The following is a 22,419-nucleotide window of genomic DNA, read 5'->3' as shown; positions in this document are numbered from 1 at the left end:
ATGACCTTGGGTCCCGGGGGCTGGCGCGTGATACCCGAGCCCTGAGCAATCAGCGTCGCAGCCTGACGAGTGGTGATCGTGCGGGGGCCGCTGCCGCCGCTGGCGTCAGTGGTGTCGTCCTGTGGAATGGTCATTCGCCGTCCGAGCACGCACCCCAGGGGATCATCCGGCCCTTTGCCCGGTTTGGTGTTGCAGTCCCAGTGAGGTTGCTCCTCCCACATCGACGGATCCGAGGCCGTCACAGACGGATGCTCCTGAGACGGAGACCCACCAGAATCCGGCGCACCCTCCTGAGGGACGGTCTCAGTCACCTCGCCGTAGGTCTCGCTGGCACCGTCGAGGTTTCTTGCTCCTAGTCTTGTCCCGGGAGTGTTGTCGGCCTGGCCTTCAGCTCTGAGGGAGGGGGCTGTAAGAATTAGAACCAAAACTATTGCAGCGGTAATGCTGTGTATTTTCAATTTCATTTCGAAACCGCCTCAACGGCTCCAACCATCCATCTGCCATTATTGTATCGAACTCCGAAGTTAACCTCTTGATTATTTGTTGGTTCAGAGGTGGTTGGGTTTTTTCCGTCGCCATAGTAGGAGGCCATCGCTCCGTAGTTAATGATGACCTTGACTCTGTTATAGTCATAACCTTCCAGCTTCTCGTAGTAAGTTATTCCGACAATTTCCTGGTCCCATTTGTCGGCCCATCCTCCTTTACTGTGAATGTCGTTGGCGTCGTCGATGGTGGACTTGCAGAACTTGCAGCGTTCATCGCTCATGGCGGCGAACTCGGTGGTGTTGCCGGTCATGAAGGCGTAGCGGTAGAGGTCGAGGAAGTAGCGAACACTGGAAGCTGCCCCTTCGGGGCTCTCCTCGTTCATCTGGGAGGGCTTGGCCGGTGCGGGTTCGGCCAGGGCGGCATCGCGCTTGGCGCGCAGCTCAGGGGTCAGGGCCGCTTCCCGGGAGGCGGTCGCAGAGGCGTTAGCGTCAGCAATGCCCTTCTCAGCCCGGGCAATAGCCGCCGACGCGCTGGCGCTGGCGCTCACGCTGGCCTCAGCCTTGGCGTCCTTCACCGAGCAGGCCGCCGCCCCCAGCGCCAGCACACACACCGCCACCAGGCCAGCCACACCCCGTCGACGCCCAAGACGAGCCCCGGGCCGAGAACCGGGCCGAGCCCTGCGCGACGACAGCACCACCCCACCCGGCAGCTCCGCCCCGACCTCCAGCACGACCCGCTCTCCAGGAACGCAGTGGCTTCCGGGGCCCGGGTGGGAGTAACGGTCACGTTCGGCCACGCCCGACTCCGGAGCGGTCGCCCGTCCACCTGGCTGCTCCAGCCCTCCCCTCAGAGCCACCTGCTCCGCAGGCTCGCTAGAGTCAATGAGAACCAGCCTGCCGCGACGCCTGTGCACGGTGGGGTGTCGCTTCGACACAGCGACCTTGCCAGGGCCGGATACCGGCTCCCGGGCGCCCGCAGGCTTGGGGGATCGTAGGGACGCACTCATCACGGAAGCCTCCTCGCCGCCGAAACAACTCCATACCCCGCCCGGCCAGGCAACACTGCCCGTCCAAGCGGTGTATTGACACTACCCGCACCAACGCCCCCACACCAGCCCCTCAAGACACCCTGTGGAAAACCGGCTCTTCGCGTTTGGGTGTGTAGTAAGTAGAGCTTATTGGTGTGCCTGGGGTTGGTGGGTGCGTCGTTACGCCGGGTAGGGGTCGAGGTCCCTCGATGATGGGAGCTGCTAGACAACCGTCACGAGAGACCTCGACGTGCCTGAGACTACCTTCATCGGCCCTGATCTGACGACCTTCCTGGGCCCGGCGCCCTGGGACTGACCGCGGTGGGCCAGTTCCTCACGGTGGAGTGTGCGGTGATCGAGTGCCGTATGCCGATCGGGTTCGAGGACCCCTTCTGCAAGGCCTGCGGGGCCCAGGGGCAGGCTCGTGGGACGGTGGCCCGGCGCCTGGCCCACGTGCCGGTGGGGTGGAGGCCCACGCAGCTGGTGGTACGCGTGCGGCGCTTCACCTGCACCCACTGCCGCCGGATGTGGAGACAGGACACCTCCACCTTGGCTGAGCCCAGGGCGCGGCTGACCCGCTCGGCGGTGGAGTGGGGACTGCGGGCCCTTGCCCTGGAGGCCATGTCCGTCTCCCGGGTACCAGCCGCCCTAGGGATCTCCTGGCACACCGCCAACAACGCAGTCCCGACCCGAGCCGAGCAGACCATCACCGGCAACCCTCACCGCTTCGACGGCGTGGAGGTCCTCGGCGTCGACGATTCCCCCGCGCGCTTCGCTCCCGTGCGGGAGGTACCCCCTGTGTGTGGCGCCACACCAAGCGGGGCGACAAGCACGTCAGAGTCAGACGCGCCCAGGAACAGCCCCAGCGCCCTCGTCCCGAACACCGGCGGAGGGCCTGTGCTGTAGATCGTCTCGCACAGGCCCATAACCTCACACTGAGGGATTTCTCGTGCTACTATTTATTATGGTGGCTCACTTCTTGGTTGGATTGGCTTAAGCGCCAAAGATCTCTCAAAAGCCAGCCGCCACCCTGCTTGGCGACATACCTCTTTTAAACGCCCAAACACCCTTACGAATAAGCCTCATGGTTTGCATGTTGCTGACGTGCGGGTGATTCCAGCGGGCAGCTTGCCGACGACTGTCTCTGGAAAGGTTGTCCGGACAGGTTTGGAGGACCTAATCAGTCGGTTAGACATTGGAGAGAACGACGAGTGAGTTGATGGGATATGGGAGCTGCAGCAGAGTCCGGTAGTCGCGAAATAGCAGAATTAAGGGATAGTCGCGTTCTGGCGCTTGTGCTCGTCTGCACGGTGAGTTTCATGAACGTCCTGGATATCACGGTGGTGTCGGTGGCACTGGGTGATATCGGGCAGAGTCTTGGCGCGTCGCAGAGTGAGTTGCAGTGGGTAGTGGACGCCTACACGCTGCCGTTGGGGGCGTTGCTGATGTCAGCGGCGACGTTGAGCGGAAGTCTGGGGCGACTGCGATTGTTCCGATGGGGGCTGGTCCTGTTCACGGTGGGGTCAGCCGTGTGCGCATTGGCCCCTTCGATGCTCGTACTCAACGCTTTCCGGGCTCTTCAGGCGGTCGGTGGGGCGATCTTCCTGGGCGTCGGCGTGCCGATGATCTCTGATCGCTACGCCGCCGGACGCGAGCGGGCACGAGCTACCGGGATCTACGGGCTCATCTCAGGGGTGGCTATCGCAGTGGGGCCACTGGCAGGTGGGGGCCTGGTCCTAGTCGCCGGGTGGCGCTCCATCTTTTGGATCAACGTCCCTGTGGGGGTGGTGTCCTGGCTGGCGTCGTGGTACGTGAAGGATCACGGCGCGGATCGCAGAGGTTCAGACGTGGACTGGCCCGGAACGCTGCTGGCAGTCCTTGCCGCCGGGGGCGTGACGGTCGTCCTGCTGGAGGGGTCGGCCTGGGGGTGGACTAGTGCGCGCACGCTTGGTGGCGTTGCCGTCGGACTGGCCGCGATGGGGCTGTTCATGGCCGTCGAGCGGCGCTCGGACGCACCTATGGTTCCGGGACGCCTGCTGACTGACCGGCTCTATGTGGTGAGTATCCTGACCGGCTTTGCCGTCCAGGCTGGTCTGGTGGGGCAGATGCCCTGGCTGTCGCTGTATGCGCAGAATATCTACCTGTTTTCACCCCTGCAGGCCGGACTCTGCTTCCTCCCGTTCAGTCTCTGTGCCATCGCGGGGGCGTGGCTGTTTCGTGGCGGTAATGGGCGCTGGGCGCCGTCGGCCAGGCTGCTGGGAATCCTTGTCGTCGGGTGCGCGGCGCTGATGTCATGGGTACTGTTGTACGGCTCATCGACCTGGGTGGTGCTCCTGCCGGGCCTGATCCTGGCGGGCATTGCGGTTGGCGCTGCCGGGACCGTGGTCAACGAGCTGGCGGTCGCCTCCTTCGAGGGTGATGAGGCAGGTGCGGCCTCTGGGCTGTCCGCTGCGATGAGGCAGATCGGCGTGGTGCTCGGCGTGGCTGTCTCCGGCGTGGGGTTCGGTGGTGCGAGTGAGCACGTGGTGCGTGATCAGTGGCCGGTGGGTGCGCAGGAACTTGTCAGCAGCGTGCGCTCAGGACAGGGACTGCGTACGACGGCTAGTGCTCCCGGTGCCGGGCGCAGCCTTCTTGCCGACGTCGTGCACCGTGCCACCGACTGGGGAATGGTGACCAGTTTCGCGATCGGGCTGTTCATCATGCTGATGGTGCTGGTGGTCGGTGTCCTGTGGCTACGACGAGGAGGCGTCAACATGCCGACCTCGGGGAAGAAAAATCCCCCGGCCCGAGAAACACCACGCACCCCACACCGTTGAGCGCGACATCCTCAGAATCTGCACCAGATCTGCCTGCATGACCCCGACTCTTGCCACCCGAGTCGTCCACGTCGCTGTCCGGTTCCATCCGGACGGCGACGGGTCGGTGGCGCGCTCAGGCGAAGACGACGGTGCGGTGCCCGTTGAGCAGCACCCGGTGCTCGGTGTGCCAGCGCACCGCCTGCGCCAGCACCCGGCGCTCGACGTCCTGTCCCTTGGCCTGCAGCACGGACACCGAGTCCTCATGGCCTGCCCGCGTCACGTCCTGCTCAATGATCGGCCCCTCATCGAGGTCCGCCGTCACGTAGTGCGCCGTCGCCCCAATGAGCTTGACCCCGCGCTCGTGCGCCTGGGCGTAAGGACGTGCCCCCTTGAAGGACGGCAGGAACGAGTGGTGAATGTTGATGACGCCCCCGTGCAGCCGCTCGCACAGGGCGGGGGAGAGGATCTGCATGTAGCGGGCCAGCACCACCAGCTCGACATTAAGGGAGTCCACCAGTCCCAGCAGCTCGGCCTCGGCGGCCTCCTTGGTCTCCTTGGTGACTGGGATGTGGTGGAAGGGCACCCCGTAGAACTCGGCGACGTCCCGCAGCGTCTCGTGATTGCCCACCACGCCGACGACGTCGACCGGCAGCCCCTGGCTGCGGGCCCGGAAGAGCAGGTCGGTCAGGCAGTGCCCCTCCTTGGAGACCATGATGAGGGTGCGCATCGCCCTCCCCACTTCATCGAGGCTCCACTCCATCTCGTACTCGCCGGCCAGCTCGGCCAGGTCCTTCTCCAGCTCCACTCGCGGCACGGTGGTGAGCACCTGGACCCGCATGAAGAACAGGCCCGTGGAGGAGTCCCCGAACTGCTTGGACTCGGTGATGTTCCCGCCGCGGCGCGCCAGCGTGCCGGTGACCGCGTGGACGATCCCCGGGCGGTCGGGGCAGGACAGGGACAGGACCAGGTGGGCGGCGGAGTCGGGTTGCGCCGTGGAATGAGCCATGGCCTCAGCCTAGTCGGCGCTCGCGCCACTTGACGACGGCGAGCACCAGCCAGGTGGTCACGATGAAGGGCCAGGTGTAGGTCGGCACCGGGATCGCCGTGAAAACCCGGTCCACGACGACGGTCAGCACCGACCCCACCACCGCCAGCACCCAGGCCCGCCTCCCGGGAGGCAGAAGGACGACGCCGATCGCGATCGCCGTCAGGCACGGCGAGTATCCGCCCAGACCATGCGCCGCCTGACCGGCGGGAACGAGCGCCAGCGTCGCTGCCGTCCCGACGACGCTGCCCAGCAGCGCCGCCGCCCCGACTCTCCACCCGGCGATGAACAGCCCGGCCAGGATCAGCGCCCCGCCCACCCAGGAATCGACGAGCACCACCTGGGACTCCCCGGTCAGCACCGCCTCCGGGACCAGCCACGCCGTCGCCCCACTGACCGGCGCCGGATCCGGCACCATCGGCGCATCGATCGCCCTGAGCAGAGCCGTCAGCAGGCCGGAGACGATGCAGAAAGGAGCCGTGAGCGCCGGGAGCCCGACCGGGGCGAGTGCGCGCTCCAGCGCGCGGTGGACCGCGGGGCACGCCGCCGCCCCGACCACGGTGACCAGCGTCGCCGGCCAGAAAACCCCCACAGCGGCCCAGGCCGCTGCTCCCACCAGCGCCCCGTTGTAGCCCTGGAGTCCGTCACGGACACGTAGATCCAGCATCCTGGCCGCCACCGTTGACACCGTTGTGCCGAGGACCACCTGCAAGGCCATGAGCGGTGAGTAGACGGCGACGCCGGCCACGATGAGCAAACCGGTGAGCGTCCGGGGCTGGAGGAAGATCTGCCCCACCCCGCGCCCCAGTGCGCCCACGCCGGAGGAGACGATCGACGGGACGGCCGAGGTACCCGGTCCGTCAGCCGGGCGGTGGGACTGGTGAACAGATGACTCAGGCATGAGGGGCTCCGATCGATAGAGGCATCGCGGGAGGTGCCCGCCGCCCAGGCGAGCGGGCTGTTGCTAGTACTTGCGCAGGTTGAGCCTCGGCGCGCCGAACCACCGGCCGCGCAGAAGCTCGCTGATGTCGAGCATGAGAGCGGTCAGACGGGTCGTGTCATCGCCCAGCGCCCGGGCGATGAAGCCGGGTCCCTGCACCCGCGTCACTGCCCCGCGCACGTCGTCGACCTCCAGCATCTGGGCCACCTCATTGACCAGGGCGGCATCGACCCGGGCGTCGAGCGCCGTGAAGGAGGCCAGGTGGCTGTGCCCCTCCAGGCCTCCCAGACCCGCCAGCCCGGCCTCACCGGGGACCAGGCGCAGGTTGTCGACGACGGCGCACCGCCCACCGACCCGGATGTCAGTGCGCATCCGCACGCAGTCGTAGCCGAAGGCCGAACCGTCCGGGGCCCATCCGGGGGTGAGGACCTCCAGGGACATGAAGGTCGCCGTCGGGTCCATCTCAACCAGGGTGGTCTGCCGGTAGGAGGACTCCCGGTAGGCGATGACCTGGTCGGGAACGAGCTCCAGCACGGCCCGGGGCCCCAGGTTCACCCGGGTGTCCTGGCGGACCGGGCAGGTGGGGGTGCGGTAGATCTTCGTGGCCGCCTGGGTCGTCAGCACCGCCGAGGCCCCCTGGAGGACCTCGACCTCGGTGAGATAGGAGTCGCCGTCCAGGTACCCGCCTCCGGGATTGACCACGTAGTAGGTCACCTGCCCGGTCTCATCGAGGTACAGCGGGCGGAACACCCTTAGTGCTCCCCGGTGGTATTGGTCGACGGCGATACTCCGGTCCTCGCCCCGGGCGATCCGCAGGTGCAGCTCGCCGGTGGTGCTCACGGCTCCAGGTCCGTCATGAGCACGTCGTGGTGGATCCACTCGATGACCTGCTCCAGGCCCTCGTCGGTCTTGAGGTTGGTGAAGCAGAAGGGCTTGTCACCTCGGAACACCTTGGAGTCGGCCTCCATGACCGCCAGGTCGGCGCCGACGTGAGGGGCCAGGTCCGTCTTGTTGATGACGAACAGGTCGGACTTGATCATCCCCTGACCGGCCTTGCGGGGAATCTTCTCGCCCTGGGCGACGTCAATGACGTAGATGGAGAAGTCGACCAGCTCGGGGGAGAAGGTGGCCGAGAGGTTGTCGCCTCCCGACTCCACGAACACCACCTCCAGGTCGGGGTGGCGCTCCACCAGCTCGGCGATCGCCGCCTCGTTCATGGAGGTGTCCTCACGGATGGCCGTGTGCGGGCAGCCCCCGGTCTCCAGCCCGACGATGCGGTCCACCGGCAGGACCCCCTGAGCAGCGAGGATCTTGGCGTCCTCGATCGTGTAAATGTCATTGGTGACGGCGGCCATGGAGACCTCCCGGCTCATGGCCCGGGTAATGCGCTCGATGAGCTGGGTCTTGCCCGCCCCCACCGGACCACCCACTCCGATACGGACCGGGCCGGGGTGGGAGCGGGGCGCCGACTGCCCGGGCGCATCCGCATGCTCCTGGCTGGTTGCTGCTGACATGAGAATCTCCTCAATAGCTCTTCAGGAAGGTCTTTCAGGACATGAACATGCGGGCGCGCTGGCGCTCGTGCCGCATCTGGCTGATCTCGATCCCGGGTGCGGCGGCCCCCAGATCCGTCTCGTCGAGGCCCCCGATCCGCCTGACCGCGGCGTGGACGTCGTCGCGTACCGAGGCGATGGCGCGCTGACCGGCGTCCTGCCCCAGGGGGATGGCTCGTACGGCGTTCTGCGTCAGTGAGATGACGCTGGACTGGAGGTAGGCCGCCGTGACCGCCGCCGGCGGCGCCGCCAGCGCGTAGCCGGCGATCGCCAGCACGATGGCGGGGTGGGTGCGGCAGCCCCCGGTGTCCTCGGTGTCTCCGGTGTCCATGAGCGCCGCGTATCGGCTCAGCAGCCCATCGCCGTCGGTGCCTTCCAGGGCCAGGCGGGCGATGGTGAGCAGCCGCTGCCCCATCGTCACCCCGGCCCGGCGCACCTGGATCGGCACCGCCTGAGCCACGAGGAGCGCATCGAGGTGCGCGATCGCCTCCCAGTCGTCGGCCGCCACCGCCTCGAAGGCCAGCCGCAGCCCCAGCCCCTCGGAGAAGGTCAGCTGGGTGGACACGAGCGCGCGCAGCCAGGACACGAAGGAGGCCTCACCGTCCACGACGCCCTCGCAGATGTAGGTCTCCAGCCCGAAGGAGTGGGAGAAGGCGCCCGTGGGCAGCGCGGAGTCGCACAGCTGGGCCAGCGGCAGCTGCCAGCCGGCGACCTCGCCCCACTGCGGGGTGGGGGCGTCAGTGAGTGTGTTCGGCATGACGGAAGGGGACGGGCATGGACCGCTCCATCCGCGCGTGACGCACGCCCAGGTGCTCCAGGTAGTGCTCGGCGGTGTGGTCGTACTGGATGACCATGACGCCGTCATGCCCCTCGAGGCCTGGGAAGGGCTCGTCCGGGCCGAAGAACTGGGCGGGCAGGTGCCGGTTGCCCAGGTTGTGGGCGACGACCCCCATCTCGCGCACCGTGGCGGGCGCGATGACCAGGACGTCGGTGGGCTCCAGGCGCACGACGACGATCCCGCGTTCGTTGCGAAGCAGAATGTCGCCCTCGCGCAGGTCCGGTGCGCCCGGCGCGAGCCGGATACCGAGCTCGGTGCCGTGGTCGGAGCGCACTCGTTGGATGCGTTTCGTGAGGTCGGCCAGGGGGAGGACCACGCTCTCAACGTGCACGTCCTCCAGGTCCTCGCCGGGCAGGTCGTGGATATTGCCTGAGATGGACTCGATGATCATGAAGGCTCCAGGGTTGAGGGTTCAGAAGAGGAAGTAGCGCTGGGCCATGGCCAGGACCTGGGCGGGCTCGCAGGTGACCTTCTCGCCGTCGACGGTGACCTCGTAGGTCTCGGGGTCGACGGTGAGCGCCGGAGTGGCGTCATTGAAGGCCATGTCCGCCTTCGTCAGCCGCCTGACCCCGCGGGCCGGGCAGATCTTCTTGCGCAGCCCCAGCCTCTGGGGCACTTCCGCGTCGATAGCCGCCTGGGACATGAAGGTGATCGAGTTCGACGCCGGCGCCGCCCCGTAGCCGCCGAACATGGTGCGCATGAGCGTGGGCTCGGGGGTGGGGATCGAGGCGTTGGCGTCACCCATGACCGCCGAGGCGATCTGGCCGCCCTTGAGGATCAGGGATGGCTTGACCCCGAAGAAGGCGGGGTCCCACAGCACCAGGTCGGCCCACTTGCCCACCTCCACGCTGCCCACGACCTCGGCGATCCCGTTGGTGCGGGCCGGGTTGATCGTGTACTTCGACACGTAGCGCTTGATGCGCAGGTTGTCTCCGCCCTGCGGGTCCCCGGCGAGCCTGCCGCGCGCCTTCTTCATCTGGTCGGCCACCTGCCAGGTGCGGATGACGACCTCGCCGACGCGCCCCATGGCCTGGGAGTCCGACGACGTCATCGAGAACACGCCCAGGTCGTGCAGCACGTCCTCGGCCGCGATCGTCTCCGGACGGATGCGCGAGTCGGCGAAGGCGACGTCCTCCGGGATAGCGGGGTTGAGGTGGTGGCACACCATGAGCATGTCGAGATGCTCCTCAGCGGTGTTGCGCGTGAAGGGCAGCGTCGGGTTGGTCGAGGACGGCAGGATGTTGGGGTCCTGCGCCAGGGTGATGATGTCGGGGGCGTGGCCGCCGCCGGCGCCCTCGGTGTGGAAGGTGTGGATGACCCTCCCACCGATCGCGCGGCGGGTGTCCTCGACGAAGCCGCACTCGTTGAGCGTGTCGGTGTGGATGGCGACCTGCACGTCGAACTCGTCGGCGACCTTGAGGGCCTCGTCGATGACGGCGTGCGTGGCTCCCCAGTCCTCATGGATCTTGAAGCCGACCGCGCCGGCGCGCAGCTGCTCGGCCAGAGGCTCCCGGGCCGAGGCGTGGCCCTTGCCCAGCAGGCCGATGTTCATGGGGAAGGACTCGACGGCCTGGAGCATGCGGGCCAAGTTCCACGCCCCGGGGGTGATCGTGGTGGCGTTGGTGCCGTCGGCGGGTCCTGTCCCTCCTCCGATCATGGTGGTCACTCCCGAGGCCAGGGCGGTGGCGACCTGGGTGGGGGAGATGAAGTGAATGTGGGAGTCGATGCCTCCGGCCGTCAGGATGCGGTGCTCGCCGGCGATCACCTCCGTGGAGGCGCCGATGACGATGTCGACGTCGTCCATGATGTCCGGGTTGCCCGCGGCGCCGATAGCGCTGATGACGCCGTCGCGGATGGCGACGTCGGCCTTGTAGATACCGGTGTGGTCGATGATGATCGCGTTGGTGATGACGGTGTCGGGGATGCCCTCGTCCCGCGTGCGCTGGCCGTTGTGGCCCATTCCGTCGCGGATGACCTTGCCGCCTCCGAAGACGGCCTCGTCGCCACGGTGGGTCAGGTCCCGCTCGATCTGGGCGAACAGGTCGGTGTCGGCCAGGCGGACGGCGTCCCCGGTGGTGGGGCCGTACAAGGCGGCGTGCTCCCGACGGCTGAGTTCCTTGCTCATGATGTGCTCCTGTGCTCTCAGCCCTCGACCGGGCCGTTCGTCTCGCCTGCCAGACCGAAGACTCGTCGTGCTCCCGCCAGTGCCACCAGGTGGACTGGGCGGGAGTCGCCCGGCTCGAAGCGAACCGCGGTTCCGGCCGGAATGTCGAGGCGGAAACCGCGAGCGGCCCGCCGGTCGAAGGACAGTGCGGAGTTGACCTCGGCGAAGTGGAAGTGCGAGCCGACCTGAATGGGACGGTCCCCGGTGTTGAGGACGTCGAGACTGAGGGTGGGGCGGCCCTCGTTGATGGTGATGGTGCCGCCCGCGAGCCGGTACTCTCCGGGGATCATGGCAGCCTCCTGCGAATCGGGTCGTGAACGGAGACGAGCTTGGTCCCGTCGGGGAAGGTCGCCTCCACCTGGACCGCGCGGATCATCTCGGGGACTCCCTCCATGACGTCGTCGTAGGTCAGCAGGGTGGTCCCGTAGGCCATGAGATCCGTGACTGTGCGCCCTTCGCGGGCCCCCTCGAGGATCTCAGCGGTGATGTAGGCGACTGCCTCGGGGTGATTGAGCCGGATACCCCTGTCCTTGCGTCTTCGTGCCAGGTCTGCGGCGACGACGATGAGTAGCTTCTCCTGCTCACGAGGAGTGAGGTGCATCAGGGCTCTCCCAGAGACGGTTCTCAGCGGGCGCATAGGCGCGAGCTTGTCCGCACATGACGGACGCATATAGGCAATGCCTGGCATGTTGCAGAAATATTTCCGGCCGTTGAGTGGTGTGGGGCGGGTGCTTCGGCCTGGCTGGTTTTCCGCGTCATGGCGGGGCGAGGCTGATTGTGGTTGACGTGCCATCAATCGTCGGCGACTGGCATCGATACTGAGGAAAAGAAGGGCCGGGATGCGTGCTGATGCGCATCCCGGCCCTGCGTGGGCGGTTGTGAGTGTCAGCCCTGACGGGCCTTGAGGCGGGGGTTCTTCTTGTTGATGACGTAGGTGTGGCCGCGGCGTCGGACCACCTTGGACCCCGGCTGCTTGGCCAGGGACCGGATCGAGGCACGAACCTTCATGCCGTCTCCTTTCCTTCTTCGTGTCCAGTGAGGGCGGTGAGAGATCGAGGTGAGGGGCGGTGGCGCCCCGCCTGTGCGCCTACCGCTTGCGCTTGCCGTAGCGGCGCTCGAACTTCTCCACCCGGCCGGCCGTGTCCAGGATCTTGCCCTGGCCGGTCCAGAACGGGTGCGAGGCGCTGGAGACCTCGACGTCGTAGACCGGGTAGGTGTTGCCGTCCTCCCACTCGATAGTCTCCGACGACGTCAGGGTCGAACGGGTCAGGAAGGCGAAGCCTGCGGACTTGTCGCGAAAGACGATGGGCTGGTAGCTGGGGTGGATCCCAGGGCGCATACGAGCTCCTTGGATGGGGCGAAGGTGAGAACTGACGTGGTGAACGAGTGGTAGAGGTGCGGTGAGGGGGGCGGGGTGGCTGAGGCTGCGGCGCGCCGTGGGCCCCGGCAGGGGCGGGCCCGCTGGCCCCGTCCCGCACGTCTACCAGGAGGACTTGACGATGCCCGGCAGCTCGCCGCGCAGCGCCATCTCGCGGAAGCGCACCCGGGAGGTCCCGGTGACGCGCAGGTGCCCGCGCGGGCGACCGTCCACCACGTCACGCCGACGCAGGCGAGTGGGGGAGGCGTCGCGAGGCAGCGCGTGAAGCGCCGCCATCGCCTCATCGCGCTCGGCCTGGCTCAGGTGGGGGCTGACCGAGGCTCGCTTGAGCTCGGCGCGGCGCTCGGCGTAGCGCTCCACCACCTGCTGGCGCCGCAGCTCGGCGGCGATCTTGGACTTCTTGGCCATCAGCGTGACTCCTTGTACTCCACGTGCCGGCGCACCACCGGATCGAACTTGCGCAGCACCAGCCGGTCAGGGGTGTTGCGGCGGCTCTTGCGGGTCACGTAGGTGTGGCCCGTCCCCGCGGTGGAGACCATCTTGATGATCGGCCGCAGGTCCTTCCCCCTGGCTCCGCTCATGACAGCTTCTCCCCCCGGGCGAGCATCTGCGCCACGACGACGTCAATGCCCAGCTTGTCGATCGTGCGGATGCCCTTGGCGGACACCGTCAGGCGCACGGTGCGCCCCAGGGACGGCACCCAGTAGCGCTTGCGCTGCAGGTTGGGATCCCAGCGCCGGGGCGTGCGCTTGTGGGAGTGGGAGACGGATCGGCCGAAGACCGGCCGGGCCCCCGTGACTTGGCAGTAAGTGGTCATGACGAGCATGATATAAGAATGATTCTCAGTTTCGTCAACTCTGCTGGAGGACCTCGTGACCGATCCCTCGGATGACTTTGCCGGCAACGTCGCTGACATCCTCGGCTCCCCGGCCGACGGCCGGCACACTCTGGCCGTCATCGGCGCCGTCGACCCCGCCCTGCTGGACCTGGTCGACCTCGCCCTGGCCGGCCAGGACGCCGTCGTCATCCGCGCCGGGCTCCACTTCGGCGGCGACGAGGAGTCCGGGAGCGGCGACGCCGGCGACGACCTGGTCCGGCTCGTCAGCCACAGCTCGGCCGAGGGCTTCGACGACGAACCGGTCAGGCTCGACGTCCCCATGCCCTTCACCTGCCCCACCTGCTCCCTGCGGGAGGTCCTGGCCGCCGTCGCCCAGGACCGTGCCGTCCAGGAGCCGGGCGGCACCACGGTCATCCTCCTGCCTGCGGCCATCGAGCTCGCCCACCTCTTGCCCGGCCTGGCCGAGGAGCTTGCCGGTACCGGCGTGAGACTGGCCGGAGCCGCTCACGTCCTGGACGCCACGACCGCCCTGGACGAGCTCCTCGAGCACCGCCTGCTGAGCGCCTTCCCCGGCGACTGTCGCTGCACGGGCGCCGTCCACCTGACCAACCTCGGCTACGCCGACGTCGTCCTGGCCCTGGGGCGCGATGAGGACCCCGCCGGGGCCGACCTCATCGAGCACCTGCGCCCCCACGACGCCCTCCTGCTCCCGGGGCTCGACGCACCCCTCCTGGAGACCCTCACCACCCTCACCCACGACGTCGCCGCCTCCTTAAGCCGCATCCACCCCGCCACCACCAGCGCCTGGGGCGGCCCCGACGAGCACGGCGTGTGGACCCTCGACCTCAGCGCCACTCTGCCCTTCCACCCCGAGCGCCTGCGCTCCCTGGTCGTGGAGCTCGCCGGTCAGGGCCTGTGCGCTCGCGGCTGCTTCTGGCTGCCCAGCCGCCCCGGCCGGGTCTGCACCTGGGAGGTCGCCGGAGGCGCCGTGAGCGTCGGCGACGCCGGAACCTGGGCGGAGGTCCCGGCCGCCGTCTCCGGCACCGGCGACGACGCGGCCGGCGAGCCCCGCTGCCACCTCGTGGTCACCGGCGTCGGAGACGAGGAGATGCGCGAGCAGGTGCGCCGCGCCTTCGCCCGGATCCTCCTGCGCCCCGAGGAGATGGCCCAGGCCCTGGCCTGGATCGGCGCCGACGACGGCCTGGGCGACTGGTTCGGCCAGGCCGACCAGGAGGGCTGAGCACCCACGGTTGCGGCGCGAGCCCCGCCCCAAGGCGGCGCAGGGCGGCACTGGGCAGCACTGGGCGGTAGGGGCGGCGTGGCTGCGCCCCGGCGCGGTAGGGTGTCCCCGTCGCGACTGGCGCCGGGTGGATCACCACCGGGGAGCGGCACGAACACGACTCCGGGGTCGCCCGCCTGGGCCACGGATCGCCCACCAGTGCGCGCACAGCCGCCTGCCACGGCGCAGCGTGCGCCCCACACCTGAGGAGAGACATGACCGCGCAAGCCGTCACCCCGTCCCTGAACCAGCCGCTGGCCGAGCTCGACCCGGACATCGCCGAGGTCCTCACCGGTGAGCTCGCCCGCCAGCGCGAGACCCTGGAGATGATCGCCTCGGAGAACTTCGTTCCCCGGGCCGTCCTGGAGTGTCAGGGCTCGGTCCTGACCAACAAGTACGCGGAAGGCTACCCGGGGCGCCGCTACTACGGCGGCTGCGAGGTCGTCGACGTCGCCGAGTCCCTGGCCATCGAGCGCGCCAAGGCCGTCTTCGACGCCGAGTGGGCCAACGTCCAGCCCCACTCCGGGGCCCAGGCCAACGCCGCCGTCCTCCACGCCCTGGCCACCCCCGGCGACACCCTCCTGGGCCTGTCCCTGGCTCACGGCGGCCACCTCACCCACGGCATGAAGATCAACTTCTCCGGCAAGAACTACAACGCCACCGCCTACGGCGTGGACGAGACCACCATGCGCATCGAGATGGACCAGGTGCGCGAGGCCGCCCTGCGCGAGCGCCCCACGGTCATCATCGCCGGCTGGTCCGCCTACCCCCGCCACCTCGACTTCGCCGCCTTCCGCTCCATCGCCGACGAGGTCGGCGCCACCCTGTGGGTGGACATGGCCCACTTCGCCGGGCTTGTCGCCGCCGGCCTGCACCCCAACCCCGTCCCGCACGCCGACGTCGTGTCCACCACCGTCCACAAGACCCTGGGCGGCCCCCGCTCCGGCATGCTCCTGTCCAGCCGCGCCGAGCAGTGGGGCAAGAAGCTCAACTCCGCCGTCTTCCCCGGCCAGCAGGGCGGCCCCCTCATGCACGTCATCGCCGCCAAGGCCGTGGCCATGAAGATCGCCGGCACCGAGGAGTTCCGCGAGCGCCAGGAGCGCACCGTGCGCGGCGCCGCCATCATCGCCGAGCGCCTGGGGGCCGACGACGTTAAGGCAGCAGGTGTCAGCCTGGTCACCGGTGGCACCGATGTCCACCTGGTGCTGGTGGACCTGCGCGACTCCTCCCTGGACGGCCAGCAGGCCGAGGACCTCCTGCACACCGCCGGCATCACGGTCAACCGCAACGCCGTCCCCTTCGACCCGCGTCCTCCGCGCGTCACCTCCGGCCTGCGCATCGGCACCCCCGCCCTGGCCACCCGCGGCTTCGGTGACGCCGAGTTCACCGAGGTCGCCGACATCATCGCCGCCACCCTCGTCCACGGCGCCGCCGGCACCGCCGACGACGAGACCCTGGCGACCTTGCGCGGCCGCGTGCGCGCCCTGACCGACGCCTTCCCCCTCTACCCGGGGCTGGACCAGTGAGGGCACCCTGGAGCGGGGCGGCCCAGGTCCTGGACGGCAAGGCCACGGCCGCCGCCCTCAAGGCCGAGCTCAAGGAACGCGTCGCGGCGCTGCGCGAGCGCGGAGTCACCCCCGGCCTGGGCACGGTCCTGGTGGGGGAGGACCCCGGCAGCGTCAAGTACGTCGCCGGCAAGCACGCCGACTGCGCCGAGGTCGGCATCCTCTCCATCCGTGAGGACCTGCCGGCCACCGCCACCCAGGCGGAGGTGGCCGCTGCCGTCGACCGCCTTAACGCGGACCCCGCCTGCACCGGCTACATCGTCCAGCTCCCGCTGCCGGCGGGCGTGGACACCAACGCGATCCTGGAGCGCGTCGACCCGGACAAGGACGCCGACGGCCTGCACCCCACCAACCTGGGGCGCCTGGTGCTGCGGGCCTCGGGGCCCATCGACTCGCCCCTGCCCTGCACGCCGCGCGGCTGCATCGAGCTCATGGAGCGCCACGGCATCGACCTGGCCGGCCGCAACGTGTGCGTCGTCGGGCGCGGGGTCACGGTGGGCCGCTCCATCGGCCTGCTCCTGGGCCGCAAGGACGTCAACGCCACCGTGGACATCTGCCACACCGGCACTACGGACCTGGCCGAGCACGTGCGCCGGGCCGACGTCGTCATCTCGGCGGCCGGCAGCTCCGGCATCATCACCCCGGAGATGGTCGCCCCCGGCGCCGTCGTCCTGGACGTGGGCGTCTCGCGCGTCGTCGACCCCGTCACCGGCAAGGGCCGCATCGCCGGTGACGTCGCCGACGGCGTCGACGAGGTGGCCTCCTGGCTCTCGCCCAACCCCGGCGGCGTGGGGCCCATGACCCGCGCCCTGCTGCTGGCCAACGTGGTCGAGACCGCGGAGCGCTCGCTCTGAGAGGCGCCGCCCTCGCCTGACCGGCCGTTTAACCTTGAGGCCATGACGGACGAGTCCCACGGCGCCCACCCCTCCCATCCTGACCACCCCACCCATCCGGCTGAGTCGGCAGGCTCCACGAGCTCCTTGGAACCTGAGCCGACTCAGCCGGAGGCATGTCCTCCGGCCCCTGGGGACACGGCGCCGGTGTCGTCCTCGCCGGACGCGACCGGTTCCCAGGACTCGCAGCCGCACAGGACCGGCCTGCGACGTCGGACCCTCATCCTCGGCGCGGCCGGCGCCGGCGCCCTCATCGTGGGCGGAGCCGTCCTGGTGCGCTGCACCACGGGGCGCCGGAGCTCGCCGACGCCCACGGCCACCGACTCGCCGGCCTCGGCCGCCTACCGCCCCACCTACCACTACAGCCCCGCCACGGGGAATCTCGCCGACCCCAACGGCCTGGTCCTCTACGAGGGCGAGTACCACCTCTTCCACCAGCAGGACGGCACCTGGGGCCACGCGATCAGCCCGGACATGGTGCACTGGAAGCGACAGGGGACGGCCCTGAAGCACGACGCGCAGGGCCTGGCCATGTCCGGCAGCTGCGTCGTCGACGGAGCCAACACCTCCGGTCTGGTCACCGGCGGCGGCATGGTCGCCGTCTACACCTCCACCGAGGGCGGAGAGGCCCAGTCCCTGGCCTACTCCACCGACCAGGGGAGGAGCTGGCAGCGCTTCTCCGGCAACCCCGTCATCCCCAACGACGGGCGCAAGGACTTCCGCGACCCCAAGGTCTTCTGGCACGAGGACTCCAAGGCCTGGATCATGATCGTCTCCGCCGGGGACCACGTCTCCCTGCTGCGCTCCACCGATCTCAAGGCCTGGAGCCACGCCAGCGACTTCGGCCAGGGCATCGGCTCGCACGCCGCCGTGTGGGAGTGCCCCGACCTCTTCCCCCTGACCGACTCCAGCGACGGGCGCACCCGCTGGGTCATGACCCTCTCAGTGGGCGCCAACGAGGAGACGGCCGGCTCCACCGCCCAGTACTTCATCGGCGACTTCGACGGCTCCGTCTTCTTCCCCGAGGACCGCGACACCCGCTTCACCGACATCGGCCAGGACTTCTACGCCGCCCAGAGCTTCGAGCACGTCGAGGGCCGCCGCGTGTGGATGGCCTGGCTGGGCAACTGGAACTACCCCTACTCCCTGCCCACCGGGGACTGGCGCGGCGAGATGAGCATCCCGCGCGAGCTGTCCCTGACCACCATCGGCGGCAAGCGCACCCTCGTGCAGACACCCGTCCCCGAGCTCGACGCCCTGCGCGGGCGGGCCACCGACCTCTCCGGCCGTCAGGCCACCGACACGGTGACGGTTCTGGGCTCGGGCCGCACGGTCGAGATCGACCTGACCCTGGACGTCTCCCATGCCTCCGAGGCCTGGCTGGGACTGGCCCGCGGCACGGTCGACGGCAAGACCCAGGAGGTGCGCGTCGGCGTCGACATCTCGACCGGCACCCTCTACCTGGACCGCACCGACGGCGGGCTCACGCAGGTCGACGGCAAGGACGAGGGGGCCACCACCGACTTCGCCCTGCGCCGCCAGACGCAGTACCACCCCACCGGCTCCGCAGTGCGTCTGCACCTCTACCTGGACCGCTCCAGCCTCGAGGTCTTCGTCGACGACGGCGCCACAGTCGGCAGCCTCCTGGTCTTCACCGTCCCCTCCTGCCAGGAGATCGTCCTGGGCGCCAAGGGCACGGCCACCATCACGTCGGGCAGCCTCACCCCACTGGCCGCAGCCCTGTAGGCGCGCTGCAGGACGCTCGACGACGGATGATGACGGCGGGGCCGTCGGAACAGGTGTTCCGACGGCCCCGCCTCCTGCGCGAGCAGTGATGCCCTGAGAGCGGCGCCTACTTCAGCCGCTGCGGGCGGGTGTCACCGCCGTTGGAGCGGGCCCGGTCCGAGGGGATGTCCGCGAAGCCCCCCAAGCCGTTGGTGCCGTAGGTGCGGTCCACCGAGGTGGTGTCCCCGGAGATGGTGAGCTTCACCGTCGGGGCCAGCGAGCCTCCACGCACCGGGTTGCCGTCCTTGTTGCCGCCGATGGAGTCGATGAAGGACTCCACCAGGCCACCGGGCATGACGTAGTGCGAGTAGGACTGGAAGGTGTACGGGCTCTGGTTGAAGTCCGGTGAGTAGGGCTTACCCGGGTTGAAGTTGAGGTTAATGGGGTTGCCCAGCGCAATACCCGTGTTCTGGTTGAGCGGCTTGTAGTCGCTTCGCAGCCCGTCGCCCACGAAACCGTAGACGCCTTCGGGGCCCTGGAGCCCGTCGGCATAGGTCTCCCGGTGCGAGATCGTGAACAGGTAGTACTTGCCGTCCTGGAAGTAGATCTGTGGCCGCTCGGTCTGGTCGTTGACGCAGTTGCCGCTCAGCAGCGGAGGCAGGTACTCCCACTGGGTCATCGCCTTGTTCTTGGCCCGGGCCAGACCCACGTTAGCCAGCTGGTAGCGGCCGCCGCGCTGGTTGACCGCCTCGACCGTCTCCGCCTTGGGGTCGCCCTGCTCGTAGCCCAGATCCTCCGCGGTGCAGGTGGCCAGAGTGGTGTTCTGCCCGGCCTTGGCCGCGGCGTCGACGTACTGCTGCTCACGGACGAAGGCCGAGTTGCCCTCGAAGACCATGTACTCGGTGGGGTCCGAGGGGTTGTTCTGGTCACGGAAGGTGAAGGGGTCACGGAAGTTCACGCCCGGGTTCTGCTCGCGGGTCTGGTAGTACTTGCCGTCCGGGACGAGCAGCTGGTGCTGGGTGCGGAAACCGGTGAGCCACACGCCGTTCTCGTCAGCGTAGATGCGTCCTTCGGACTGCACGATCCGCGGGTCGTAGGGCTTGGAGGCCGTGTTGTTGCCTTCCTGAACGTAGCCCTTGTCGCCACTGCCGCCGGTGGCGGTGTTGTAGAAGGCCACCGAGGTGTAGAACATGCGGATCTTGTTGCCCTCCATGAGGCGGGCCGAACCGGACCACTCGGTCTGGGCCGTGAAGCTCTGGTCCTCGAAGATCGAGCCGGAGGCGCCGTCGGGGAAGACGTGCCCACCGTAGATCCAGCCGCCGTTGGAGCTGCTGGCGCCGTCGGCCGAGGAGGTCTGCGTACCGGCCTTGCGGTAGAAGAAGCCCAGGCGCGCGTGGGTGTGGCGGTCATCGAAGGTGTAGCCGGCGTGCCGGTCGGCCACCAGGGAGAAGGCGATCTCCCAGCCGTTGTAGGAGATCTGGTGGGCGGCCTCATCGGTCAGCGTCCAGGTGTCCCACACCCACACGTCATCGCTCGTGGCCGGGAAGCCGTTGGAGATCTCCGGCATCGTGAGCTGCTCGGGCATCGAGTTGGTGCCCGACGGCGCATTGGGGTTGGAGACCCGCTGGATCTGCATGGCGTCAGCGCGGGTCCACTTGGCGGTGTAGTTCTCCTCGACCCCGTGCGCCGCACCGGTGTGCTTGGTGGCGTTGGCCCAGCCGGGGTTGTCGGCCTTGAAGCCCTTCGCGTCCTGGGCGGCGGCCCCACCAGCGGCCTGCTGGTCGCTCTGACCCGCCTGGCCCTGCTCAGTTGGGCTCTGGCTCGCCTGCGCCTGGCCGGCAGGGGCCTGGTCGTTCTTCTGGGCCGCTCCCGCCTCGGGCGAGGCCTCGGCGGTAGCGGTAGCGGAAGGGGAGGCGCTGGGGGAGGGCGCCTCATCGGCGAGCGCGGTGGTGCCGGACCCGGCCACCAGGAGCCCAAGCGTCAGCGCCACGGCCAGTCGTCTGCGACGGGCGCGGAACGAAGTGTGTGTCACGGTCATTGTCCGTACTGTCCTTACTCATGAGGGATGAGGGTGTCAGTGCGCCGTGAGCCGATGTTCGTGATCTCCCAGGCCCAACCTTAGGAGAACCTGGAGGTGGAGGGACAGGCCTTTGGACCGCTCTGTCAATATCAGGACACTGCCACCAAAGACGTAGGCCCAGCATTCCCAGGGTTTCTTGAGGTATTCGGAACTTTGGTGACATAAACCACAGGCCAAAGTGTTATCGTCCGGTTAGTCTTGAACGCGTTCTCCGTGAGCTGTCTGGTCTCCCAGCCTGTCGGTTCAGGTGGTCGTCCGCTGCCGGGCGGCCCCGTGTCTAACGGAGATCCTGTGAATACTCTTCCCATCCGTCTGCGACGGTTATCCGCATCAACAATCGCTTTCCTGGCTGCGCTCGCCCTGAGTGCGGCCAGCCCGGCGGTGGCCGCTACAGCGCCGAATACGGCGGGGCAGTCCACCACCTCCCTGCGTGACACCTCCACGGTGAGCGCCCAGTCCCTGGCTCAGATGATCGCCGGTCCGAAGGCGACAGTCTCCAACGCATCCGTCTCCGGCAAGGACGTCCAGATCGGCACCGTCAAGGGCCTGCCCGGTGACGGCAACGCCATCACCGAGGGCGTCGCCCTGTCCACCGGCTCCCTCATCGACCCCGATCCCACCGCCGACTCCGACACCGACATCACCCGCTCCGCGGTCCTGGGACCCAACGACGCCCTGGACACCACCGGTGACTTCGGCGTCGTCGAGGACCCGGCGGGACTGGCCAAGGTGGCCGGCACCGACGTCTATGACGAGGCCGTCCTGGAGTTCGACGTCACCGCCACTAGCTCCAACATCGTCCTCTACTACAGCCTCGGCTCCGAGGAGTACGCCGGCGCCACCGAGGGCACCCCTGCCTCCTGGCAGTCGCGCGGATACAAGGACCCGCTGAGCATCCAGGTCAACGGCACCGAGTGCGCCCACGTCCCCGGCACCCAGACGGCCGTGAGCGCCGCCTCGATCAACGAGTCCTCGAACGCCGCCTACTACACGGCCAACGTCTCAGGCCACACGCCGGGGCAGATCCCCGTGGAGTTCAACGGCTACACCTCCGCCCTGCCCTGCCAGGCCTCCGTCACGCCGGGGCAGAAGGTTCACGTGCGTGTGGCCATCGCCGACGCCCAGGACGGTCAGCTCGACTCCACGGTTCTCCTGCGCACCCAGGGACTGGGCTTCACCGACAAGCCGATCACCGACCCCTGCAACGCCAAGGCCGGCACCTGTGACATCCCCGGCAACGGCAAGGGTTCCAACGGGAACGGTTCGAACAACGGCAAGGACTCCACCCCTCCGCCCGGTCAGGGCAAGCCGGGCGTGACCGACTACAGCGCCGCCTCGCCCACCGCGAGCCCCAAGAAGACTGTGGCCGGTCTGCCCCTGACCGGAACCCAGGCGCTTTTCCTGGGAGGCATCGCCCTGCTGCTCCTGGCCGGCGGCGGTGTGGCGCTCATGCTGCGTCGTCGTCGCCTGACCGGCTCTGAGGCCGGCTGACAGAGGCTGCGGCCAGCAGACGGCTGACGGGGTGGATGAGGCTCTCCTCATCCACCCCGTCGTCTGTGTCTGCGGCTCACTGCTGTTGGGCGCTCAGTCCTCCTGCCTGGAGGCGCGACGTGCCGTCAGCTCCTTGGCCAGCATCGCGCAGCCCAGGATGCACAGCGGCATGGAGGCCAGCCACAACAGGGTGCTGATGCGGGACAGCAGCGAGGTCTGAGCCAGGACGGGCAGGACGGCGGCGATGACGATGACCGCCATCCACACACCGACTCGCCGTGCACTGCGCGGTTTGCGGACGTCGTCGGGACTCATGGCC

24 protein-coding genes, 1 pseudogene and 1 riboswitch are annotated in these 22,419 nt (G+C 68.6%); of the genes and pseudogenes, 7 read left to right on the top strand and 18 right to left on the bottom strand.

Annotation, left to right across the window (positions count from 1 at the left end; all coding sequences use genetic code 11):
• Together RIV14_RS13735 and RIV14_RS07540 are read right to left on the bottom strand one after the other, a co-directional pair.
• A pseudogene (locus RIV14_RS13735) lies at nucleotides 1-89 on the bottom strand (zinc transporter); the annotation flags it as partial.
• Nucleotides 90-460: 371 nt separating this feature from the next.
• Complete coding sequence (locus tag RIV14_RS07540) at nucleotides 461-1,114, bottom strand: DUF6318 family protein (RefSeq protein ID WP_256694965.1); 654 nt, start codon at nucleotides 1,112-1,114, stop codon at nucleotides 461-463.
• A gap of 765 nt (nucleotides 1,115-1,879) precedes the next feature.
• Between RIV14_RS07540 and RIV14_RS07535 the strand changes: the two genes are divergently transcribed.
• Together RIV14_RS07535 and RIV14_RS07530 are read left to right on the top strand one after the other, a co-directional pair.
• A complete protein-coding gene (locus tag RIV14_RS07535; protein ID WP_143224195.1) occupies nucleotides 1,880-2,419 on the top strand; it encodes a transposase family protein in 540 nt (179 codons plus the stop codon).
• 389 nt (nucleotides 2,420-2,808) lie between these two features.
• Nucleotides 2,809-4,329: an MFS transporter gene (locus tag RIV14_RS07530; protein WP_256699186.1), complete on the top strand. Its 1,521-nt coding sequence runs from the start codon at nucleotides 2,809-2,811 to the stop codon at nucleotides 4,327-4,329.
• 115 nt (nucleotides 4,330-4,444) lie between these two features.
• Here the strand turns inward: RIV14_RS07530 and purU are convergent, their stop codons facing one another.
• The 14 genes from purU to rpmB all read right to left on the bottom strand — a co-directional run bounded on the left by purU (nucleotide 4,445) and on the right by rpmB (nucleotide 13,046).
• Complete coding sequence (gene purU / locus RIV14_RS07525) at nucleotides 4,445-5,317, bottom strand: formyltetrahydrofolate deformylase (RefSeq protein ID WP_075249785.1); 873 nt, start codon at nucleotides 5,315-5,317, stop codon at nucleotides 4,445-4,447.
• Nucleotides 5,318-5,321: 4 nt separating this feature from the next.
• Nucleotides 5,322-6,257 (bottom strand): urea transporter, encoded by a 936-nt coding sequence (locus RIV14_RS07520; protein WP_075372164.1) that lies wholly within the window; start codon nucleotides 6,255-6,257, stop codon nucleotides 5,322-5,324.
• A 63-nt stretch (nucleotides 6,258-6,320) separates the two neighbouring features.
• Entirely contained in the window at nucleotides 6,321-7,136 is an 816-nt protein-coding gene (locus RIV14_RS07515) for an urease accessory protein UreD (protein ID WP_075372163.1), read from the bottom strand.
• Nucleotides 7,133-7,810 carry an urease accessory protein UreG gene (ureG, locus tag RIV14_RS07510; protein WP_178387848.1) on the bottom strand — a complete coding sequence of 226 codons (678 nt, stop codon included), beginning with the start codon at nucleotides 7,808-7,810 and terminating at the stop codon, nucleotides 7,133-7,135. The genes RIV14_RS07515 and ureG overlap by 4 nt, the downstream gene beginning before the upstream one ends.
• 34 nt (nucleotides 7,811-7,844) lie before the next feature.
• On the bottom strand, nucleotides 7,845-8,606 hold the full coding sequence (locus RIV14_RS07505) for an urease accessory protein UreF (protein ID WP_075372162.1): 762 nt from the start codon (nucleotides 8,604-8,606) through the stop codon (nucleotides 7,845-7,847).
• A complete protein-coding gene (gene ureE / locus RIV14_RS07500; RefSeq protein ID WP_075372161.1) occupies nucleotides 8,587-9,078 on the bottom strand; it encodes an urease accessory protein UreE in 492 nt (163 codons plus the stop codon). The genes RIV14_RS07505 and ureE overlap by 20 nt, the downstream gene beginning before the upstream one ends.
• A 21-nt stretch (nucleotides 9,079-9,099) precedes the next feature.
• Nucleotides 9,100-10,812, bottom strand: coding sequence for an urease subunit alpha (ureC, locus tag RIV14_RS07495; RefSeq protein WP_075372160.1), 1,713 nt, complete (start codon nucleotides 10,810-10,812; stop codon nucleotides 9,100-9,102).
• A 17-nt stretch (nucleotides 10,813-10,829) separates the two neighbouring features.
• Nucleotides 10,830-11,141 (bottom strand): urease subunit beta, encoded by a 312-nt coding sequence (locus tag RIV14_RS07490; RefSeq protein ID WP_075372159.1) that lies wholly within the window; start codon nucleotides 11,139-11,141, stop codon nucleotides 10,830-10,832.
• Nucleotides 11,138-11,452 carry an urease subunit gamma gene (locus RIV14_RS07485; protein ID WP_003782040.1) on the bottom strand — a complete coding sequence of 105 codons (315 nt, stop codon included), beginning with the start codon at nucleotides 11,450-11,452 and terminating at the stop codon, nucleotides 11,138-11,140. The genes RIV14_RS07490 and RIV14_RS07485 overlap by 4 nt, the downstream gene beginning before the upstream one ends.
• A 284-nt stretch (nucleotides 11,453-11,736) precedes the next feature.
• Nucleotides 11,737-11,859, bottom strand: coding sequence for a type B 50S ribosomal protein L36 (gene ykgO, locus RIV14_RS07480; RefSeq protein ID WP_003782012.1), 123 nt, complete (start codon nucleotides 11,857-11,859; stop codon nucleotides 11,737-11,739).
• A 79-nt stretch (nucleotides 11,860-11,938) separates the two neighbouring features.
• Entirely contained in the window at nucleotides 11,939-12,190 is a 252-nt protein-coding gene (locus tag RIV14_RS07475; protein ID WP_009395619.1) for a type B 50S ribosomal protein L31, read from the bottom strand.
• Between the two features lie 141 nt (nucleotides 12,191-12,331).
• A complete protein-coding gene (rpsN, locus tag RIV14_RS07470; RefSeq protein ID WP_075372158.1) occupies nucleotides 12,332-12,637 on the bottom strand; it encodes a 30S ribosomal protein S14 in 306 nt (101 codons plus the stop codon).
• Nucleotides 12,637-12,810, bottom strand: a complete 174-nt coding sequence (gene rpmG / locus RIV14_RS07465; RefSeq protein WP_075372157.1) for a 50S ribosomal protein L33 — start codon at nucleotides 12,808-12,810, stop codon at nucleotides 12,637-12,639. Before rpmG ends, rpsN begins: the two co-directional genes overlap by 1 nt.
• Nucleotides 12,807-13,046: a 50S ribosomal protein L28 gene (rpmB, locus tag RIV14_RS07460; protein ID WP_003789593.1), complete on the bottom strand. Its 240-nt coding sequence runs from the start codon at nucleotides 13,044-13,046 to the stop codon at nucleotides 12,807-12,809. The genes rpmG and rpmB overlap by 4 nt, the downstream gene beginning before the upstream one ends.
• A gap of 55 nt (nucleotides 13,047-13,101) precedes the next feature.
• On the opposite strand from rpmB, the gene RIV14_RS07455 reads away from it, so the two are divergent.
• From RIV14_RS07455 to RIV14_RS07440, 4 genes are all read left to right on the top strand, one after another.
• Nucleotides 13,102-14,307: a CobW family GTP-binding protein gene (locus RIV14_RS07455; protein WP_075372156.1), complete on the top strand. Its 1,206-nt coding sequence runs from the start codon at nucleotides 13,102-13,104 to the stop codon at nucleotides 14,305-14,307.
• Between the two features lie 103 nt (nucleotides 14,308-14,410).
• Nucleotides 14,411-14,496, top strand: a riboswitch (ZMP/ZTP riboswitch).
• Between the two features lie 65 nt (nucleotides 14,497-14,561).
• Nucleotides 14,562-15,872, top strand: coding sequence for a serine hydroxymethyltransferase (gene glyA / locus RIV14_RS07450; RefSeq protein WP_075372155.1), 1,311 nt, complete (start codon nucleotides 14,562-14,564; stop codon nucleotides 15,870-15,872).
• Nucleotides 15,869-16,765, top strand: a complete 897-nt coding sequence (locus RIV14_RS07445; protein WP_075372154.1) for a bifunctional methylenetetrahydrofolate dehydrogenase/methenyltetrahydrofolate cyclohydrolase — start codon at nucleotides 15,869-15,871, stop codon at nucleotides 16,763-16,765. Before glyA ends, RIV14_RS07445 begins: the two co-directional genes overlap by 4 nt.
• A gap of 42 nt (nucleotides 16,766-16,807) precedes the next feature.
• Entirely contained in the window at nucleotides 16,808-18,550 is a 1,743-nt protein-coding gene (locus RIV14_RS07440) for a glycoside hydrolase family 32 protein (RefSeq protein ID WP_075372153.1), read from the top strand.
• A 106-nt stretch (nucleotides 18,551-18,656) separates the two neighbouring features.
• On the opposite strand, the gene RIV14_RS07435 is transcribed toward RIV14_RS07440, so the two are convergent.
• Nucleotides 18,657-20,567: a glycoside hydrolase family 68 protein gene (locus RIV14_RS07435; protein WP_075372152.1), complete on the bottom strand. Its 1,911-nt coding sequence runs from the start codon at nucleotides 20,565-20,567 to the stop codon at nucleotides 18,657-18,659.
• A gap of 333 nt (nucleotides 20,568-20,900) precedes the next feature.
• Here RIV14_RS07435 and RIV14_RS07430 point away from each other — a divergent pair, with 333 nt between their 5' ends.
• The gene (locus RIV14_RS07430; protein WP_075372151.1) at nucleotides 20,901-22,100 is read left to right on the top strand and encodes a choice-of-anchor L domain-containing protein; all 1,200 of its coding nucleotides are present in this window, start codon (nucleotides 20,901-20,903) and stop codon (nucleotides 22,098-22,100) included.
• 93 nt (nucleotides 22,101-22,193) lie between these two features.
• Here RIV14_RS07430 and RIV14_RS07425 read toward each other — a convergent pair whose 3' ends face one another.
• On the bottom strand, nucleotides 22,194-22,415 hold the full coding sequence (locus RIV14_RS07425) for a hypothetical protein (protein ID WP_075372150.1): 222 nt from the start codon (nucleotides 22,413-22,415) through the stop codon (nucleotides 22,194-22,196).
• Between the last annotated feature and the right edge of the window lie 4 nt (nucleotides 22,416-22,419).

Origin of the sequence: Actinomyces acetigenes (assembly GCF_031296635.1) — a bacterium.
Taxonomy (GTDB): domain Bacteria; phylum Actinomycetota; class Actinomycetes; order Actinomycetales; family Actinomycetaceae; genus Actinomyces; species Actinomyces acetigenes.
This window is presented reverse-complemented; position numbering and strand designations above follow the sequence as displayed.

Excerpts from the sequence above, each read along its gene's own strand:
- RIV14_RS07535 (WP_143224195.1), top strand. The coding sequence starts at position 1,880 with ATGCCGATCGGGTTCGAGGACCCCTTCTGCAAGGCCTGCGGGGCCCAG.
- purU (WP_075249785.1), bottom strand. The coding sequence starts at position 5,317 with ATGGCTCATTCCACGGCGCAACCCGACTCCGCCGCCCACCTGGTCCTG.
- RIV14_RS07520 (WP_075372164.1), bottom strand. The coding sequence starts at position 6,257 with ATGCCTGAGTCATCTGTTCACCAGTCCCACCGCCCGGCTGACGGACCG.
- ureG (WP_178387848.1), bottom strand. The coding sequence starts at position 7,810 with ATGTCAGCAGCAACCAGCCAGGAGCATGCGGATGCGCCCGGGCAGTCG.
- RIV14_RS07505 (WP_075372162.1), bottom strand. The coding sequence starts at position 8,606 with ATGCCGAACACACTCACTGACGCCCCCACCCCGCAGTGGGGCGAGGTC.
- ureE (WP_075372161.1), bottom strand. The coding sequence starts at position 9,078 with ATGATCATCGAGTCCATCTCAGGCAATATCCACGACCTGCCCGGCGAG.
- ureC (WP_075372160.1), bottom strand. The coding sequence starts at position 10,812 with ATGAGCAAGGAACTCAGCCGTCGGGAGCACGCCGCCTTGTACGGCCCC.
- RIV14_RS07490 (WP_075372159.1), bottom strand. The coding sequence starts at position 11,141 with ATGATCCCCGGAGAGTACCGGCTCGCGGGCGGCACCATCACCATCAAC.
- RIV14_RS07485 (WP_003782040.1), bottom strand. The coding sequence starts at position 11,452 with ATGCACCTCACTCCTCGTGAGCAGGAGAAGCTACTCATCGTCGTCGCC.
- ykgO (WP_003782012.1), bottom strand. The coding sequence starts at position 11,859 with ATGAAGGTTCGTGCCTCGATCCGGTCCCTGGCCAAGCAGCCGGGGTCC.
- RIV14_RS07475 (WP_009395619.1), bottom strand. The coding sequence starts at position 12,190 with ATGCGCCCTGGGATCCACCCCAGCTACCAGCCCATCGTCTTTCGCGAC.
- rpsN (WP_075372158.1), bottom strand. The coding sequence starts at position 12,637 with ATGGCCAAGAAGTCCAAGATCGCCGCCGAGCTGCGGCGCCAGCAGGTG.
- rpmG (WP_075372157.1), bottom strand. The coding sequence starts at position 12,810 with ATGAGCGGAGCCAGGGGGAAGGACCTGCGGCCGATCATCAAGATGGTC.
- rpmB (WP_003789593.1), bottom strand. The coding sequence starts at position 13,046 with ATGACCACTTACTGCCAAGTCACGGGGGCCCGGCCGGTCTTCGGCCGA.
- glyA (WP_075372155.1), top strand. The coding sequence starts at position 14,562 with ATGACCGCGCAAGCCGTCACCCCGTCCCTGAACCAGCCGCTGGCCGAG.
- RIV14_RS07440 (WP_075372153.1), top strand. The coding sequence starts at position 16,808 with ATGACGGACGAGTCCCACGGCGCCCACCCCTCCCATCCTGACCACCCC.
- RIV14_RS07435 (WP_075372152.1), bottom strand. The coding sequence starts at position 20,567 with ATGACCGTGACACACACTTCGTTCCGCGCCCGTCGCAGACGACTGGCC.
- RIV14_RS07425 (WP_075372150.1), bottom strand. The coding sequence starts at position 22,415 with ATGAGTCCCGACGACGTCCGCAAACCGCGCAGTGCACGGCGAGTCGGT.